We start from the raw sequence: 17,202 nt of genomic DNA on the forward strand, positions 1-17,202 counted from the left end.
TATGTGCGCAGGGGCACCCGCGATCTGCTGGCGCAAAAGTATGAGGTCGCGCTTTTCGCCAGACACATGACAGGGTCGGGCCGGATAGCTTGATATTGCCGCCTTGCAAGAAGGCATTTGCGCTTTCACTTGGCATTTGATGGCCAGAACTGCCCATGGCGCAAGCAAAATGCCGTCAATTTGGCAGGCAGCTTGCTCTTAAAAATAGCACAATAAAGAAAATTTGTTTCTGCTGGATAAAATGTTTTGACAAGCTCCGTCTGCCGCCCGCATCATCCTCATATTGGCGCTGCATAAGTGTCATGCGGGATCACAGCAGTACGAATACTTCATATATTGTGAGGTGTGCGTCTGATGCGGGATTGTGCTTCAGATATTGAGCGCGTTTCTGTCTTATCTGAAAGACAAGCACATATTCCACCATTCATTCTTCTGTCTGCTCTGTGCAAGGGCAGGCGCTCGTGAGCGTTTGCGTCCGGTTGGGCGCTTCCGGTCGAAACCTTTTGGCATTGCCTGGAGGTCAAGCATGACTCTCATCAAGAGCCGTCCGCTCTATGGCCGGCTACAGCCGGTGCTACAGGCCGGATGTCACATCACCCTTGCGGAAGGGTGCGGAATTGAGGCGGTCGAGGGTGCCTTCTCCGGCCAGCGCGAGGTGCTGGAGCGCACCATCATGATTGGCATTGCGCGGCCGGATGATGCTGCGGCGCTGGTACGCCTGGAAGGGCTGGGGGCTGATGCCCTGCATGTACGGCCCACGCGGGAAACGGCCTTCGTGAAATTGCGCGCCGTTCTGGCTGGGGCAGGCATGGCGAGCCGCCTCTATCTGGCCGGGCCGGAAGATTTCATCGGGCAGGCCTTGGCCATCGCCCTTGCGGCCGGTCTGGAGGGCGACGCCATCCAGATGGAGCATCGCGGCAACAGCGCACGCCGTGTGCAGTGTGTGCACTGCAAGGGGTTCATGGATGAGGTGACTGAAAGCCCGGTCACCTGCGTGCATTGCGGCACGCATCTGCTGGTGCGCGATCATTATTCGCGTCGGCTGGGCGCTTTCATGGGTGTGGTGATTGATGCCGAAGCGCCCGGTGATCTGCCTCCGGCGGAAGTGCTGCCGAATGTGGAGTGCCGGGCATGAGCGTGAATCAATTTGATGTGGTGGTGAAGGGGGCGGATGAGGTGGCCAGCGGTGTGCGCAGGCTGCGTTTTGCGCGGGCGGATGGCCAGCCCATGCCACCTTATTCCGCCGGTGCTCATGTGGTGCTGACCCTGAAGGCTCCCGAGCGGATTTTTCGCAACGCCTACTCCCTGCTTGGTTCGACTCTGGAAGGGGGAGATTATGAGGTGGCGGTGCAGCGCTCCTCCACCTCCCGCGGGGGCTCTATCTTCGTGCATGATGGGTTGAAGGTGGGCGACCGCATCTGCATGTCCGCGCCCCTGAATCTGTTTCCAGTCAACCATACCGGCCGGCATCATGTGCTGGTGGCGGGGGGCATCGGCATTACGCCCATTCATGCCATGGCGGCGGAGCTGGCTGCGCGAAATGCCTCTTTCGAGCTGCATTACGCCATGCGCGAGCCCTGTTATGGCGCATTCGCTGAAGATCTGGTGGCGCGCTATGGCAGCAAGGTGCGCCTGTATGTGAGCAGCCGGGGCGAGCGTTTCTCGGTTTCCACCGCGCTGCGCCATCAGCCTCTGGGAACACATATTTATGTTTGCGGCCCGGAGCGCCTGATTGATGGCGTTCTGGCGGATGCCCAGGCTGAAGGCTGGCCGGCAGGCGCGTTGCATGCCGAGCGTTTCCTCGCCCCCATGGGAGGTACGCCCTTTCAGGTGCGGCTGGCCCGTTCTGGTCTCACCATCGCGGTTGGTGAGCATCAGAGCCTGCTGGAAGCCATTGAAGAGGCCGGGGTTGATGCGCCCTGCTTGTGCCGGGGCGGTGCCTGCGGCCAGTGCGAGACGAAGGTTCTCGAAGCCGATGGCAGGCTGGACCATCACGATCACTATCTCACCGAAGCGGAACGCGAGAGCGGTGAGAAAATCATGATCTGCATGTCGCGCCTCAAGGGCCGCGAACTTGTGCTCGATCTGTGAGCGGAGGCACCACAGTGACGATCTCCTTCAAATCGGAAACCTTCCGCGGGGACTACAGTTTCCGCAACAGCCCGGAAGCCATCAACCGCTTTCCGTTTCCGTTCGATCGTGACGAATATATGTATTCGGTCAATATCGAGCAGCATAATCCCGGCCCAGCCAATGCGGTGACGGAATTCCCTATTGATATTGACGAACACTACATTGCGGAGATGCAGGACAGGGCCCTTGTTCTGAAGGAAGACCCGCTACGCTGCCAGTCTCTCCCGCATATGATTGCCGCCGAGTGGGATCTGCTGGAACTGCTGATGACCTCCATGGCCCAGCATTATCCGGAGCATTTCACCCTGAACCGGGATGGGGACCACTGGCACTGGATCAATCGTCCGCTGGGTCTGGAACAGCGCTTTGTGTTCGGTGAGACGGCTACGCTGCCCTGTGGCCCCATGGAATATATCACCCGCCAGTGCCAGGGCGATTTTGCCCTGCTGGACCAGCGCGATGACAATTTGTGGATGGACGCCGGCATGGTGACCACCCAGGCGGACTGGTCTCTGGATTTCAATATCGGCATGAATTTCATGGAATGGCATGCGCCGGTGCCGATGGCGCATGATCTGGGTGTGTTCGAACGGGCGCTCAAGTTTCTGCTGAATGTGCAGCAGGGCCAGCCGGTGCGACGGCTCAACTGGACCATGACGGTCAATCCGCGTCTGGATACCAGCCCGGAGAATTACACGCGCTGGGGCATCGAGAAGGCCTCTGTCACCCCCGAAAATGTGGGCGAGAAGCTGCATTTGCGCGTGGAGTTACAGGCCATGTGGCGCATGCCGCGTTCCAATGCGCTGCTCTTCTCTATCCGTTGCTACCTCATCCGTCTGGATGATCTGGTGACCAAGCCCAAATGGGCGCGTCGCCTGCATCGCGTGCTGCGTGATCTGCCTCAGCCGCTGGCGGACTACAAGGGCATCGCCGCCAATCGCCCCAAGATCGTGCAGTGGCTCTCGCAGTTTGATGACGGCGCGCTGACATCGCCGGGATGCGCGCCGGAATAGCCCCTCGGAAAACGCATCCGCACAACGCAACAGCCTCTCCGGGAGAGGGGCAAACTCCATGAAACTGGATGGAAACTGAAGAATGAGCGCAACCTGGAGATTTTCCGCCCTTGCCGACCGTCACCGGGCCCTCGGCTCCAAGCTGGAGGACTGGAGCGGCATGGGAACCGCCTGGACCTATGACAAGGATCAGGAGGAGGAATATCTGGCCATCCGCACCAAGGCCGGTCTCATGGATGTGTCGGGCCTCAAGAAGGTGCACATCACCGGCGCACATGCGGCCCATGTGATTGACCTGGCCACCACGCGCGATGTGGAGAAGATCTATCCCGGCAAATCAGCCTATGCCTGTATGCTGAATGAGGCTGGCAAGTTTACCGATGATTGCATCATCTATCGCATCAGCACCAATAGCTGGATGATCGTGCATGGCAGCGGCACGGCCCATGAAGAGTTGCAGAAGGCAGCCATGGGGCGCGATGTCTCCATCCGCTTTGATGACAATCTGCATGATTTGTCTCTGCAAGGGCCGCTGGCGGTGGATTTCCTCGCGCGTCATGTACCCGGTATTCGGGATCTTCCCTATTTCCATCACATGCAGACACGTCTGTTCGGCTATGGGGTCATGATCTCCCGCACCGGCTATACGGGCGAGCGGGGTTACGAGATCTTTTGCCGGGCGCAGGATGCCGTAGCGCTGTGGGACAAGATTCTGGAAGAGGGGGCGGATCTGGGCATTATTCCCTGTCGCTTCACCACTCTGGATATGCTGCGGGTGGAAAGCTACCTTCTTTTCTATCCATATGATAATTCACAGAAATATCCGTTCTCCGATGAGGGGCCGGGCGACACGCTGTGGGAGCTGGGGCTGGAATTTACCGTCAGTCCAGGCAAAATCGGTTTCCGCGGGGCAGAAGAACATTACCGCCTCAAGGGGCAGGAGCGCTTCAAGATCTTCGGCCTGCTTCTGGAAGGCACGGAGCCTTCCGATGAAGGGGCGCCCGTGTTCCAGGGCGACAGACAGGTGGGTGTCGCTACCTGTGGCATGTATTCGCCTCTGGTGAAGAAATCCATGGCCATTGCCCGCCTTGAAGTGGCGTGTGCCGTGCCCGGCACGGAACTGGAAGTGCGGAATGCTTCCGGTGCCATCAAGGCCGTGGCCCACACGCTGCCCTTCGATGACCCGGACAAGAAGAAGCGCACGGCCAAGGGCTGAGCCTTTCATTCTGAACAGCATCCACAAGATGCGTGTGATCCAAAGCGGGAAGTCGCGATCCAGTATTTGCGGCTCCTCTCTGATGCTTCGCATTCAGGGGAAATAAAAAAACTCTGAGGGGAGTGTTCCGCCGTAACGCGTAAATCCAGTTGATCTTGTCTTCTAGAAGGGAAGGGGGTCAGTATGAACAGGACGTGGAAAACCGGGCTCGCGGCGACAGCATTGTTGTTGCCTGCCATGCCTGCCATGGCGCAAGAGGCGTCACCAACCTTGAGCGTGGCAGATACAGTCTTTGTCGCCATGTGCGCATTGTTTGTCATGTTGATGATGGTGCCGGGCCTCGCCCTGTTTTACGCAGGTCTCGGGCGTGCCAAGAATGTGCTTTCGGTGATGACGCAGGTTGTGGCTACATCCGCCATGGTTGGCGTGCTGTGGATCATCGCCGGATATTCGCTCACCTTCGCTGAAGGCGGCTTTCCAGCCGTGATTGGGGGCACCTCGAAGCTGTTCCTCATGGGGGTGGGGCAGGAAAGCCTGGTGGGAGAGCTGCCTGAATATCTCTATGTGATGTTCATGCTCATGTTTGCGGCCATTACACCCGCCATTATCATAGGTGGGTTTGCCGAACGTATCCGCTTCTCGGCCGTGCTCATCTTCATGGCGGTATGGCTGTTCATCAATTATGTGCCCATGGCGCATATGGCATGGGGTGGTGGCTGGGTTCTGGGCTGGGAGCCTCAGGATTTCGCCGGCGGGAATGTGGTGCATTTGAATGCCGGCATTGCCGCGCTGGTGGCGGCCATTATGGTGGGCCCCCGGAAGGGCTATCGTGTCGCGATGATGGCCCCGCACAATATGACCATGACGACCACCGGCGCTTGCATGTTGTGGGTGGGCTGGCTGGCCTTCTGTGGCGGGTGCGCGCTGGCAGCCAATGGCTTCTCCATGCTGGTGATGCTCAACACCTTTCTGGGTGGTGCGGCTGGTGCGATGGGCTGGATGGTGACGGAGTGGATTCACCGCGGACGTCCCAGCACGCTGGGTCTTCTCTCCGGCATTATCGCGGGTCTGGTGGCCGTGACCCCGGCTTGCGGCTTTGTCAGCCCCATGGGTGCGATTGTCATCGGCTTCATCGCCGCCCCGCCCTGCGTGTGGGCCGTGGAATATCTGAAGCACCGCTTCGGCTATGATGACAGCTTCGATGTGTTCGGCGTGCATGGCGTGGGGGCCATTGTGGGCGGTGTGCTCACCGTGATCTTTGCGGCGGATGTGCTGGGCGGCACGGGCTTTCCTGCGGGCCGCGACATGGGCTCGCAAATGCTGGTGCAAGTCGGCCTTATTCTCTTCAGCATCGTCTATTCGCTCATCAGCTCCTATATCGCGCTGAAGGTGGCGGATGTGATTGTGGGCCTGAGGGCGACTGAAGATGACGAACTGGTTGGCCTGGATATCTCTTCCCACGGTGAAAGCGGCTATCGCCTGGATGATGGCCAGGTGGGAGAGAGTATCTACGGGCTGACTGCAAAAGCGCACGGGTCGGAATCGGCATTGGCCATGGCTCCAGCCAGGCCGGAACCGGCCGGTCGCTGAGGGGTCTCGTGCCGTCGCGGCTCGGGAGATCTCCAGAGTTGCGAGGGTACGGAATGTCGGCATTGACCTCTGGCGCACAGGGCAGGGGGGCGTGGCAGGCGCCTCCCTGTCTCTTTCGTGAGAAGGCGCGGCAGATTCGCAAAGAGCTTATGGGCGCTTTAGCGTATAGCTCAGCGCCTCAAAGCGGGAATCAAAATGAAGGAGCCGGACTTTCCGGCTGCCGCACATGGTACAGCGCAGGCCCTCGGCCTCGGATGCATGAGAGGCATGTTCGGAAGAAGTGGCACTGCCGGCTTCGCCCGCAACAGCGCCAGATGCAGCGGCAGGCGGTGTTACCGCTTCATCTTCCAGCAAGGTGCGATGGCCGCATCGTTTGCACTCGCAGCAATACATGACATGTCCATGAGATTGGGCGCTTCATGCCCGCTTCCAGAGTGGAAAACAGAAAGAAGCAGCGCAGAGGCGCCACTATGCCCTAAAGCTGCTTTTCCTCAAAGGCGATGGTTGCGGAAATGAGCTGACGCCAGATATCCCGCGCCACCCCTTCCGGCAGGCCATTTTGCCGGGCGCGCGTTTCCACATTGGAAAGCACCTCCTCCACCCGGTCCTCGAGCAAGGCGGGAAGACCCGCCTCGCGCTTGATGCCGACCACACGCTGAGCTACCGCGAAACGTTCCACCAGCAGGCCAATCAGCCGTGCGTCGATGTCATCAATATCGCGGCGTGCCTCGGCGAGGGCGGGTGGGACTGGCTTGCTCACGCCCGCCACCACAGATCTTCAACCCGCACGCGACCCGCAGCTTCCTCAATCACCTCGGCGAGGGAGAACAGATTTTCTTCCTCAAAGGGGCGGCCGATCAATTGCAGGCCCAGCGGCAGACCATCAGCAGAAAGCCCGGCCGGCACGGAAATGCCCGGCAGGCCAGCCATGTTCACCGTTACGGTGAAGACATCGTTCAGATACATCTCCACCGGGTCCGCCTTCACCTTTTCGCCAATGCCAAAGGCGGGCGAGGGGGTAGCTGGGGTCAGCACGGCATCCACACCCTGCGCGAAGGCATTGTCAAAATCGCGCTTGATGAGCGTGCGCACCTTCTGCGCCTTGAGGTAATAGGCGTCATAATAGCCGGCGGAGAGCACATAGGTGCCGATCATGATACGGCGGCGCACTTCCGGGCCGAAGCCGGCAGCGCGGGTATTTTCATACATGTCTGCAATGTCAGCGCCGGGCACGCGCATGCCGTAGCGCACACCATCATAACGGGCGAGATTGGATGAGGCTTCCGCAGGCGCAACAATATAATAAGCCGGCAGCGCATATTTGGTGTGGGGCAGGGATATATCCACCACCTCTGCACCGGCCTCTTCCAGCCACTGGGCGCCCTGACGCCAGAGGGCGTCGATCTCGTCCGACATGCCATCCATGCGATATTCGCGCGGAATGCCGATTTTCTTGCCCTTGATGGAGGCGCCCACCGCTTCCTGATAATCCGGCACGGGCCGGTTCACGCAGGTGGAATCCTTGGCATCATAACCGGCCATGGAGCGCAGCAGCAGGGCGGCGTCGTTCACCGTGCGGGCGAAGGGACCAGCCTGATCCAGCGAGGACGCATAGGCGATGATGCCCCAGCGCGAGCAGCGCCCATAGGTGGGCTTGATGCCGACCGTGCCGGTAAAGGCTGCCGGCTGGCGAATGGAACCACCCGTATCCGTGCCCGTTGCGCCGGCGCACAGATAGGCCGCCACGGCAGACGCGGAACCACCCGAGGAGCCGCCAGGCACCAGATAGCTCTTCTCGTCTCCCTCGCGCAGCCAGGGCGAAAGCGCCGGGCCAAAGGCTGAGGTTTCATTCGACGAGCCCATGGCGAACTCATCATTGTTCAGCTTGCCGAGCATCACCGCGCCATCGCGCCACAGATTGGCGGTGACGGTGGATTCGTACTGCGGCACGAAATTTTCAAGAATCTTCGAGCAGGCGGTGGTGCGTACACCATCGGTGCAGAACATATCCTTCACGCCCAGCGGAATGCCTTCCAGCAGACCAGCTTCGCCAGCGGCCAGCCGCGCATCGCTGGCCTTCGCCATTTCGAGCGCTTTTTCCGGTGTTTCCAGCACATAGGCGTTCAGGGGGCGTGCCTCACTCATGGCCTTCAGATAGGCTTCGGTGAGCTCGACGGAAGTGAACTCACCCTGAGCGAGCGCTTCGCGCGCTTCGGTGAGATTGAGCTTGGTGAGCTGGGTCATTCCACCACCTTCGGCACGGTGAAGAAGCCACCCTCGGCTTCCGGGGCGTTGGCGAGCACCTTGTCCGGATAGTGGCCATCATTGACCACATCCTCACGCATGGGCAGCTCGGTGGGGACTACGCTGGTGAGAGGCTCGACGCCGGAGACGTCGAGATCAGCCAGTTGCTCGACAAAATCGAGAATGGCATTGAGCTCGTTCTGGAGGTGACCGAGCTCTTCCTCGCGCACCTTGATGCGCGCGAGATGGGCCACCCGGCGGACGGTCGCCTGATCGACGGACATGTTGCGCTCCTAAAAGTGAAGGTCGCTATAGCAAGGGGGGCGCGCTGGTGGAAGGGTGCAGCCGCTTTTCCTGCACGCAAGGCCGCATCTGCCACAGAATATGCGGCTGAAGGGGCCTGTTTGGAAGGGGTCAATGCTTGTGTCGGGGCTGTGGTAACCAATGAGCCGCCAGAAGCGCGCCCTGCGAGTCGGGTTCGGGCCATGCCAAAACCGTTGCGCAGGGTGCAGCCAAGTTGTGATAATGGCATTTGCGGACAGCAAGAGGCATCTTGGCGTCAAGGCAAACTCAAAATATCCCAACATCCAGATGGTTGGAGTTTTTCATGTCCCGCCTTTCGGATGTCCTGCTGACGGCATTTGCGCCGGCCATCTGGGGCAGCACCTATATTGTGACCTCGCAGATGTTGCCGGAAGGGTATCCACTCACCGCCGCCATGCTCCGGGCCTTGCCTGCCGGCCTGTTGTTGATGGCGCTGACACGAAAGCTGCCTTCACCCTCCTGGTTAGGGCGTCTGCTGGTGCTGGGTGGGCTGAACTTCACTATTTTCTGGGGCACGCTGTTTGTGGCTGCCTATCGTTTGCCGGGCGGCGTGGCGGCAACCTTGGGAGGGGTTCAGCCGCTCTTCGTCCTGCTGCTGGCCCGCATGGTGTTGCACACCCCGCTGACAGCGCGTCATCTGCTTGCGGCTGTGGCCGGCATTGGCGGTGTGGCGCTGCTGGTGCTGGGGCCCGCCGCAAAGCTGGACATGGTGGGGGTTCTGGCGGCGCTTGTCGGCGCTGTTTCCATGGCGTGCGGTGTCGTGCTGACGCGGAAATGGCAGCCGCCGGTTTCAGCCCTCACCTTCACCGCCTGGCAGCTCACGGCGGGCGGCTTGCTGCTATTGCCCATGGCGGCTTTTTACGAACTGCCTCTGCCGGCTCTGGATGCCGGGAATATGGCTGGATTTGTGTGGCTGGGGCTGGTGGGCTCTGCGCTCACCTATTTTCTCTGGTTTCGCGGCATTGAAAGGCTGGGCCCAGAGGTCGTCACCAATTTCGGCTTTCTCAGTCCGCTCACGGCCGTGCTGCTGGGCTGGCTCGTGGTGGGGGAGAAGCTGGCCCCGTTGCAGATGCTGGGCGCGGTGATCGTACTGGGCTGTGTGTGGCTGGGCAGTATGCGTGCACGGCGGCCTGTTGCCCCGAAGCAGGCGAGTGAGGCCGACGAGCAGCGGGCAGCATAAGCGACGCTTTGCTGGCTCACGCGGCAGATGCGCGAATATATTCGCGCATCTTTTCAAGCTGGTATTTATGCACGGTGTTCCTGCACCACATCCAGAAACTGGGGCCCGTAGCGTTCCAGCTTGGCTTCGCCTACGCCGGAAATATCCCCAAATGCGGCCAGAGAGCGTGGACGGATGCGGGCCACTTCCATCAGGGTGGTGTCATGGAAGATGACATAGGGCGGCACGCCCTGTTCGCGCGCAATTTCAAGACGCAGCGTTTTCAGGCGACGGAACAGGGCATCGTCTTCCGGGTCGCTGAGTGAGGCGCGGGGCGCGCGGCCACCGCCGGTGACACGTGCCGGGCGGCTGCGTTTTTCCACCTTCAGTTCCACCTTCTCCTCTCCGCGCAGCACCGGGCGTGCGCGTTCGGAGAGGGAGAGGCCACCATGGCCTTCAACATCCACACACAGCAGGCCGGCGGCGACAAGCTGGCGTACCATGGAGCGCCATTCCTCCCGTGAGAAATCCTTGCCGATGCCGAAGGTGGAAAGGGTTTCGTGGCCGAATTTGCGGATCTTGTCGCTGTCCTGCCCCAGCAGCACATCAATCACATGGCCGGCGCCGAACATTTGCCCGGTGCGATAGACGCATGAGAGCAGCTTTTGCGCAGCCTGCGTGCCGTCAAAGGTGCGGGGTGGATGCAGGCAGGTATCGCAATTGCCACAGGGCTCGGCCAGATCTTCCTCGAAATAGGAGAGAAGCACCTGACGGCGGCAGCGGGCGGTTTCGCACAGGCCGAGAAGGGCATCCAGCTTCTGGCGTTCCACCCGTTTGCGGGCATCCGGCGCATCGGAGTTTTCGACAAACTGGATGAGCTTGGCAACATCCTCCGTGCCATAGAGCAGCAGGGCTTCGGAAGGCAGGCCGTCACGCCCCGCACGGCCGGTTTCCTGATAATAGGCCTCTATGCTCTTGGGCAGATCGAGATGGGCCACGAAGCGCACATCCGGCTTGTCGATGCCCATGCCGAAGGCGATGGTGGCCACCATCACGATGCCCTCCTCCTTCAGGAAGCGGTCCTGATGGCGGGCGCGGGTCTCGGCATCCAGCCCGGCATGGTAGGGCAGGGCGGTGCGGCCCTCTGTGGCCAGTTGCTCGGCCGTGGCTTCAACCTTTTTCCGGCTCATGCAGTAGATGATACCGGCCTCACCCTCATGCTCGTCCAGAAAGGCGCGAAGCTGGGCGCGTGTGCTGGCCTTGGGCGCAATGCGATAGCGAATGTTCGGCCGGTCGAAGGAGGAGAGGAACACCTCGCCTTCCTCCAGCGCCAGCCGTTCCACAATTTCGCGGCGTGTGGGGCCATCGGCCGTGGCGGTGAGCGCAATGCGCGGCACACCGGGAAAACGCTCATGCAGCAGGGTCAGTTGGCGATATTCAGGCCGGAAATCATGTCCCCACTGGGAGACACAATGGGCCTCATCAATCGCGAACAGCGCAATATGCGCGCCCTCCAGCAGATACAGGAAGGAATCAGTCAGCAGCCGCTCCGGGGCGACATAAAGCAGATCCAGAGCGCCGGAGGCCAGATCGCGCTCCACCTGCCGGGCCTCGGCGGGGGCGAGCGATGAGTTGAGCATGGCAGCCTTCACGCCAAGCTGGCGCAGAGCCTGCACCTGATCGTGCATCAGCGCAATGAGCGGAGAAACGATGATGCCTGTACCGGGCCGGACCAGCGCAGGAACCTGATAGCACAGGGATTTTCCTCCGCCCGTCGGCATCAGCACCAGCGCATCGCCGCCGGCCACCACATGTTCCACAATATCCTTCTGCCTGCCACGAAAGGCTTCATAGCCGAATACATGGCGCAGCACCTGTTCCGGGGTGGCGCCGGGTTCAAGAGCAGGTTGGGCGGAAGGCATTTCGGAAGTGGAGGCAGGCTGACTGAACATGGGGCCTTATAGTCCCGGCGCTGCGCGCTGCAATGCGCCCCAGCAACAAAAAAGCCGCCGGAAGCCTTCTTCCGGCGGCGAATGCGGACGCAACAAGATCTGGTTGTCTCGGAATTGACCTCAGATTTCGAACGAATCGCCAGGGGAGGGCACCATCACCTTCACCGGATGGTTTTCCAGCTCCTTGACGAACTCCTTCGCGTCGGGCGCGAGAATCGGGAAAGTGCCATAGTGGATTGGCACCACCACAGCGACACCCGGCAGGAACCGCTTCACAGCCATGGCCGCGACCTTGGCCCCCATGGTGTAACGATCCCCGATCGGCACGAAGACCACCTTGGGCGCGTGAATTTCGCAGATCAGCTCCATGTCGGAGAAGATATCGGTATCGCCCATATGCCACACGGTAGGCTGGCCCGGCACTTTCACAATGAGGCCGGTGGGATTGCCCAGATATTCGGCCGGCGCACCGGGCCCGCCGGAGGAGTGATCCGCCCGTACCATGGTGACGGAGAAGCCGCCCAGCTCCACCGTGCCGCCGGTGTTCATGTCCACATAGCTGGTCTGGCAGCCCTGATGGGTCAGATAGGAAACGACTTCGGGATTGGTGACGACGGGAATCTCCACGCCATTTTCAGCCGCCTTGGCCACAATGGCCGGCGTATCGCCGATATGGTCGCCATGGCCGTGGGTCAGCAGAATATGCGTGGCTCCGCGCGTGGCGTTTTCCACCCCGGAGGTGAACACCGGATTGCCCGTGTAGAAGGGGTCGATCAGCACGCCCTTGTCGGCAAAATCAAGACGGAAGGCGGCGTGGCCAAACCAGGTGATTTTCATTGCGGTGCGCCTTTCGGATATGCGCCTCTTCTGGCGCGCCTGAAAAGTGGCAGGCCAGCCTTCGGCCATCCCACCATTGGCCGCGGAGTATCCCGGAAGCGGCTTCCGGGTGCAACGCTTCTGCGTGATGAGCGCGTTTTGCACCCCGCTTTTCTGGACAAGAGAACGCGCCATCGTTAAAGGAGCCCGGTTCCGGTCTGCATGGCTATGGACGCTTTGTCACATGCGTATCATGATGCCATGGCACCGGGCCGGGTGACAGACGGGCTGGCTTTTCCGAGCCCGGATGTCTTGGTGAACACTCGCCGGCGCGCCATGTGCGCTGCCGGCCTTGAAGGGCAGCGGTGGCCGGCACATGAGCGGCGTTAACGAAATCCGGTCGACTTTCCTCGATTACTTCGTCAAGCAGGGGCACGAGGCTGTCCCCTCATCACCTCTTGTGCCGCACAACGATCCCACCCTGATGTTCACCAATGCAGGGATGGTGCCGTTCAAGAATGTCTTCACCGGCATGGAGAAGCGCCCTTATTCGCGTGCTGTCTCCTCGCAAAAATGCGTGCGCGCCGGGGGCAAGCACAACGATCTGGATAATGTGGGCTATACAGCCCGCCACCATACCTTCTTTGAAATGCTGGGGAATTTCTCCTTCGGCGATTATTTCAAGGATCGCGCCATCGAACTGGCGTGGAACCTGGTGACGAAGGAATTCGAGCTGCCGGTAGACCGCCTTCTGGTCACCGTCTATTCCGAGGATGACGAGGCTTTCGGCCTGTGGAAGAAGATTGCCGGCCTGCCGGATGAGAAGATCATCCGCATCGCGACGTCCGACAATTTCTGGTCCATGGGCGATGTGGGGCCGTGCGGGCCGTGCTCGGAAATTTTCTTTGATCACGGCGATCACATCCCCGGTGGTCCTCCCGGTTCCCCGGATGAGGATGGCGACCGCTTCATCGAGATCTGGAATCTCGTGTTCATGCAATATGAACAGATGCCGGGCGGGGAGAGGGTGGCGCTGCCGCGTCCCTCCATTGATACCGGCATGGGGCTGGAGCGTATCTCCGCCGTGTTGCAGGGCACACACGACAATTACGAAATCGACCTCATGCGCGCCATCATCGCAGAGGTGGCCGAACTGACGGGCGTGGAGCCGGATGGGCCGCAGAAGGCAAGCCACCGTGTGATCGCCGATCATCTGCGTTCGTCCGTCTTCCTGACGGCCGATGGTGTGCTGCCTTCCAATGAAGGCCGCGGCTATGTGCTGCGTCGAATCATGCGGCGCGCCATGCGTCACGCCCAGCTTCTGGGCGCGAAGGAGCCTTTGATGCACCGTCTGGTGCCGGTGCTGGTGCGTGAAATGGGCCGGGCCTATCCCGAGCTGCTGCGCGCGCAGGCGCTGACGGAAGAAACACTGCTTCTGGAAGAAACCCGCTTCCGCCGCACGCTGGAGCGTGGCCTTTCCATTCTGGAGGAAGAGAGCGCGGAGTTGGGCTCCGGCTCCCGGTTCTCCGGTGAGGTCGCCTTCAAGCTCTACGATACCTACGGCTTCCCGCTGGATTTGACGCAGGATGCCCTGCGCGCCCGCAATATCAGCGTGGATGTGCCAGCTTTTGACGCCGCCATGGCGCGCCAGAAGGCCGAGGCTCGCGCCAACTGGGCGGGCTCGGGTGAGGCCGCGACCGACGCCATCTGGTTCTCCATCCGTGACAAGGTGGGGGCAACAGACTTCTTGGGTTATGATACCGAGAAGGCGGAAGGTGTCGTTGTCGCCCTGCTGCGTGATGGGGCAGAGGTGGAATGCCTCAAGGCTGGCGAGAAGGGCCTCGCGGTTCTGAACCAGACCCCCTTCTATGCCGAATCCGGCGGCCAGGTGGGGGATACCGGCAGCTTCACTGGCGAGGGTGGCGTGACCGCCCGTGTTCTGAACACTCAGAAGAAGCTGGGTGATCTCTTTGTGCATGAAGTGCAGCTTGGTGAGGGCGAACTGCGCCTCGGTGCTGCGCTGGTGCTGGAAGTGGAGCATGCCCGCCGCAATGCCGTGCGGGCCAACCATTCCGCGACGCATCTGCTGCATGAGGCCCTGCGCCGCGTGCTGGGAGATCATGTGGCCCAGAAGGGCTCGCTTGTCGCGCCGGATCGCCTGCGTTTCGACTTCTCCCATCCCAAGCCGATGACGGCGCAGGAAGTGGCTGCGGTTGAGGATATCGCCAATCGTTTCGTGTTGCGTAATGAGCCGGTGGAAACCCGCGTGATGGCGGTGGATGATGCCATCGCTTCCGGTGCGCGCGCGCTGTTTGGCGAGAAATATGGCGATGAGGTCCGCGTCGTCTCCATGGGCTTCGATGATGGCAATGGTGCGCCTTATTCCGTGGAGCTGTGCGGCGGCACCCATGTGCGGCGCACCGGCGATATTGGCCTGATCTCTCTGGTCTCTGAAAGTGCAGTGGCATCGGGTGTGCGTCGTATTGAGGCGCTGACGGCAGATGCGGCGCGTCACCATCTCAACAACAGCAATGCTGCGCTTCAGGGCGCTGCGGCCACGTTGAAGGCCCCGGTGAGCGAGGTGGAAGAGCGCCTTGCTGTTCTGGTGGAAGAGCGCCGCAAGCTGGAGCGTGAGCTTTCGGATGCCCGCAAGAAGCTGGCCATGGCCGGTGGTGGCGGGGCAGATGCGCAAGGGCCGGCCATTATCGAGGTGAATGGGGTGAAATATCTGCCCATCGCCATCTCCGGTGCAGACCCGAAAGATCTGAAGTCCATTGCTGATGAAGCCAAGACAAAGGTGGAGTCTGGCATTGTCGCTGTGGCTAATACAGCTGCTGATGGCAAGGGGGCGCTTGTTGTCGGTGTTACTAAAGATCTGACGGATCGTTTCAGCGCGGTTGAGCTGGTGCGGGTCGGCTCTGCCGCTTTGGGTGGCAAGGGCGGTGGCGGCCGGCCGGATATGGCGCAGGCCGGTGGCCCGGATGGCAGCAAGGCCCAGGCTGCGCTGGATGCGATCAAGGCCGCGCTCGAAGGCTGAGTGTGAAGCTCTGCTTCATTCAGATGCCCGGAGAGTCCTTTGACTCTCCGGGCATTTTTGTATGTTTTTCTGCGATAGAACTGTTGCAGCGTGGCTGTTGAAGATGCGGCCTGTTCCATGCCCTCTTTTTCCCGTTACTGTTGGGGAAAAGCCGGGGAAGATAGTCTCTCCGGCGAGGTGCTGCTTCCATGTGGAAACAAAATGCATGAATGCACGCGGTGAGGAGGCATTCCAGCATGACCTATGAGGCAATCCGTCGGCGTACCTTTGATATTCTCGAGAGAGATACATCGGGAGACAAGATCGCTGATTGGGTCTACTACTTCCTCGTTACCGCTATTGTCGCGAGTGTGGTCGCTGCCGTTTTGGCCACAGTGCCCACACTTTCATGGCAAACCAGTTTCTTGCTGTCCTGGGGTGAGCATTTCACGCTGCTGATTTTTTGTGCGGAATATGTTTTGCGGGTCTGGTCTTCGCCGGAGCACCCGTTGCGCCACCGCATGTCACCCATCAAGGCGCGGCTGCTTTATATGGTGACGCCAGCGGCAATCGTTGATCTTGTTGCGATCCTGCCGCTGCTGTTAGCGAACTTTCTGGATATCAGCATCCAGACCCTGTTGGTGCTGCGCTTGCTGCGTTTCTTTAAGCTGGCGCGCTATTCCTCCGGTTTCACGGCGCTGTATATTGCCGTAAGACGTGAGAAATATGCCCTTCTGGCGTGTTTCGTCATTCTGGCCGGCTGTGTCTTGTTGACGGCGACTGCGGCTTATTTGGCAGAGAGGGCCGTGCAGCCAGACAAGTTTGGCTCTATTCCTCAGGCTATGTGGTGGTCGATCACGACGCTCACAACAGTGGGTTACGGCGACACCGTTCCTGTGACCGATGTTGGGCGAATCATTGGTGCCGCTACGATGGTCACAGGCTTGTTGATGCTGGCCCTGCCTATCGCCATTATCTCTTCTTCCTTCTCGACCATGATTTCGAAGCACGATTTTGTGGTCACATATTCGATGATTTCGCGGGTGCCCCTGTTTAATGATCTGGATCCCCAGGCCATTGCTGATCTGCTTTCTATTCTGAACAGTCGGACTTACGATCGGGGACGGCAGATTCTCTTGCCCGGTGAGGCTTCACAAAAGTTGTTTGTGGTGCTGGAAGGGCTTCTGGACGCTGAAACACTGGATGGCCCGGTGTGCGTGGGGCCGGGAGATGTGTTTGGCTTTGTTCCGGGCCAGCAGAATAATGGCTCCCGTCTGGATGCTGTACGCGCCATGACGAAAGTGCATCTGCTGACTGTGGATGGGGATTCTCTGCGTATCCTGATGCATCGCTATCCCGAGCTGCGGGAAAGGCTGGCAAAAGTGGGAGTGCAGCCTCCCTCCAGTTTGCCGGGAACCTTTCCGCAAGGGGCGCGCGCGGCGCCGGAAGCTGATTTTTCCACGCAACATGCCAAGACGCCCCAGGCAGCGCAGCATGTTCCATCTCCGGCCTCTCTTGAGGGGGGGGCGCTCAAGACATATCCGAGAGATCCTGCACAGCCGATAGCTGGCCAACGGACAGCGCCGCGGGGCAAGACAGCTTCGCCGGACGAAAATGTGCCATTGCCGGTAAAGCCGCCAGAAGCGCCCCAATAGTCCGCATCAGGCGGGGGAGATCGCTTATAAAAAAAGCCACCGGCGCGAACGCCGATGGCTGGTTTCAGCTTGTTCTGAAAAGGC

General features: G+C 60.3%; 13 protein-coding genes. 8 read left to right on the forward strand and 5 right to left on the reverse strand.

Annotated features, from left to right (window positions below; translation table 11 throughout):
• The first annotated feature begins 526 nt into the window (after nt 1-526).
• From ACT6QH_RS03755 to ACT6QH_RS03775, 5 genes are all read left to right on the forward strand, one after another.
• Entirely contained in the window at nt 527-1,135 is a 609-nt protein-coding gene (locus ACT6QH_RS03755; RefSeq protein ID WP_444973473.1) for a dimethylamine monooxygenase subunit DmmA family protein, read from the forward strand.
• Nucleotides 1,132-2,091, forward strand: coding sequence for a PDR/VanB family oxidoreductase (locus ACT6QH_RS03760; RefSeq protein ID WP_444973474.1), 960 nt, complete (start codon nt 1,132-1,134; stop codon nt 2,089-2,091). The genes ACT6QH_RS03755 and ACT6QH_RS03760 overlap by 4 nt, the downstream gene beginning before the upstream one ends.
• A 14-nt stretch (nt 2,092-2,105) precedes the next feature.
• Complete coding sequence (locus tag ACT6QH_RS03765) at nt 2,106-3,146, forward strand: heme-dependent oxidative N-demethylase family protein (protein WP_444973475.1); 1,041 nt, start codon at nt 2,106-2,108, stop codon at nt 3,144-3,146.
• 82 nt (nt 3,147-3,228) lie between these two features.
• Complete coding sequence (locus ACT6QH_RS03770; RefSeq protein WP_444973476.1) at nt 3,229-4,362, forward strand: aminomethyl transferase family protein; 1,134 nt, start codon at nt 3,229-3,231, stop codon at nt 4,360-4,362.
• 183 nt (nt 4,363-4,545) lie between these two features.
• Nucleotides 4,546-5,952, forward strand: coding sequence for an ammonium transporter (locus tag ACT6QH_RS03775; RefSeq protein WP_444973477.1), 1,407 nt, complete (start codon nt 4,546-4,548; stop codon nt 5,950-5,952).
• Nucleotides 5,953-6,427: 475 nt separating this feature from the next.
• Here ACT6QH_RS03775 and ACT6QH_RS03780 read toward each other — a convergent pair whose 3' ends face one another.
• The 3 genes from ACT6QH_RS03780 to gatC are packed head-to-tail and all read right to left on the reverse strand — an operon-like array spanning nt 6,428 to nt 8,480.
• Nucleotides 6,428-6,712 carry a chorismate mutase gene (locus ACT6QH_RS03780; RefSeq protein ID WP_444973478.1) on the reverse strand — a complete coding sequence of 95 codons (285 nt, stop codon included), beginning with the start codon at nt 6,710-6,712 and terminating at the stop codon, nt 6,428-6,430.
• On the reverse strand, nt 6,709-8,196 hold the full coding sequence (gene gatA, locus ACT6QH_RS03785; protein ID WP_444973479.1) for an Asp-tRNA(Asn)/Glu-tRNA(Gln) amidotransferase subunit GatA: 1,488 nt from the start codon (nt 8,194-8,196) through the stop codon (nt 6,709-6,711). Before gatA ends, ACT6QH_RS03780 begins: the two co-directional genes overlap by 4 nt.
• Nucleotides 8,193-8,480 carry an Asp-tRNA(Asn)/Glu-tRNA(Gln) amidotransferase subunit GatC gene (gene gatC / locus ACT6QH_RS03790; protein WP_444973480.1) on the reverse strand — a complete coding sequence of 96 codons (288 nt, stop codon included), beginning with the start codon at nt 8,478-8,480 and terminating at the stop codon, nt 8,193-8,195. Before gatC ends, gatA begins: the two co-directional genes overlap by 4 nt.
• A gap of 323 nt (nt 8,481-8,803) precedes the next feature.
• Here gatC and ACT6QH_RS03795 point away from each other — a divergent pair, with 323 nt between their 5' ends.
• On the forward strand, nt 8,804-9,700 hold the full coding sequence (locus ACT6QH_RS03795) for a DMT family transporter (RefSeq protein WP_444973481.1): 897 nt from the start codon (nt 8,804-8,806) through the stop codon (nt 9,698-9,700).
• 65 nt (nt 9,701-9,765) lie between these two features.
• Here ACT6QH_RS03795 and recQ read toward each other — a convergent pair whose 3' ends face one another.
• Both recQ and ACT6QH_RS03805 read right to left on the reverse strand, forming a co-directional pair.
• Nucleotides 9,766-11,601 (reverse strand): DNA helicase RecQ, encoded by a 1,836-nt coding sequence (recQ, locus tag ACT6QH_RS03800; protein ID WP_444973534.1) that lies wholly within the window; start codon nt 11,599-11,601, stop codon nt 9,766-9,768.
• A 150-nt stretch (nt 11,602-11,751) separates the two neighbouring features.
• Nucleotides 11,752-12,468: a metal-dependent hydrolase gene (locus ACT6QH_RS03805; protein ID WP_444973482.1), complete on the reverse strand. Its 717-nt coding sequence runs from the start codon at nt 12,466-12,468 to the stop codon at nt 11,752-11,754.
• Nucleotides 12,469-12,823: 355 nt separating this feature from the next.
• Between ACT6QH_RS03805 and alaS the strand changes: the two genes are divergently transcribed.
• Nucleotides 12,824-15,484: an alanine--tRNA ligase gene (alaS, locus tag ACT6QH_RS03810; RefSeq protein ID WP_444973483.1), complete on the forward strand. Its 2,661-nt coding sequence runs from the start codon at nt 12,824-12,826 to the stop codon at nt 15,482-15,484.
• 236 nt (nt 15,485-15,720) lie between these two features.
• A complete protein-coding gene (locus ACT6QH_RS03815) occupies nt 15,721-17,118 on the forward strand; it encodes a cyclic nucleotide-gated ion channel (protein ID WP_444973484.1) in 1,398 nt (465 codons plus the stop codon).
• Nucleotides 17,119-17,202: the final 84 nt, after the last annotated feature.

This window comes from Haloleucobacter albus, assembly GCF_052492075.1.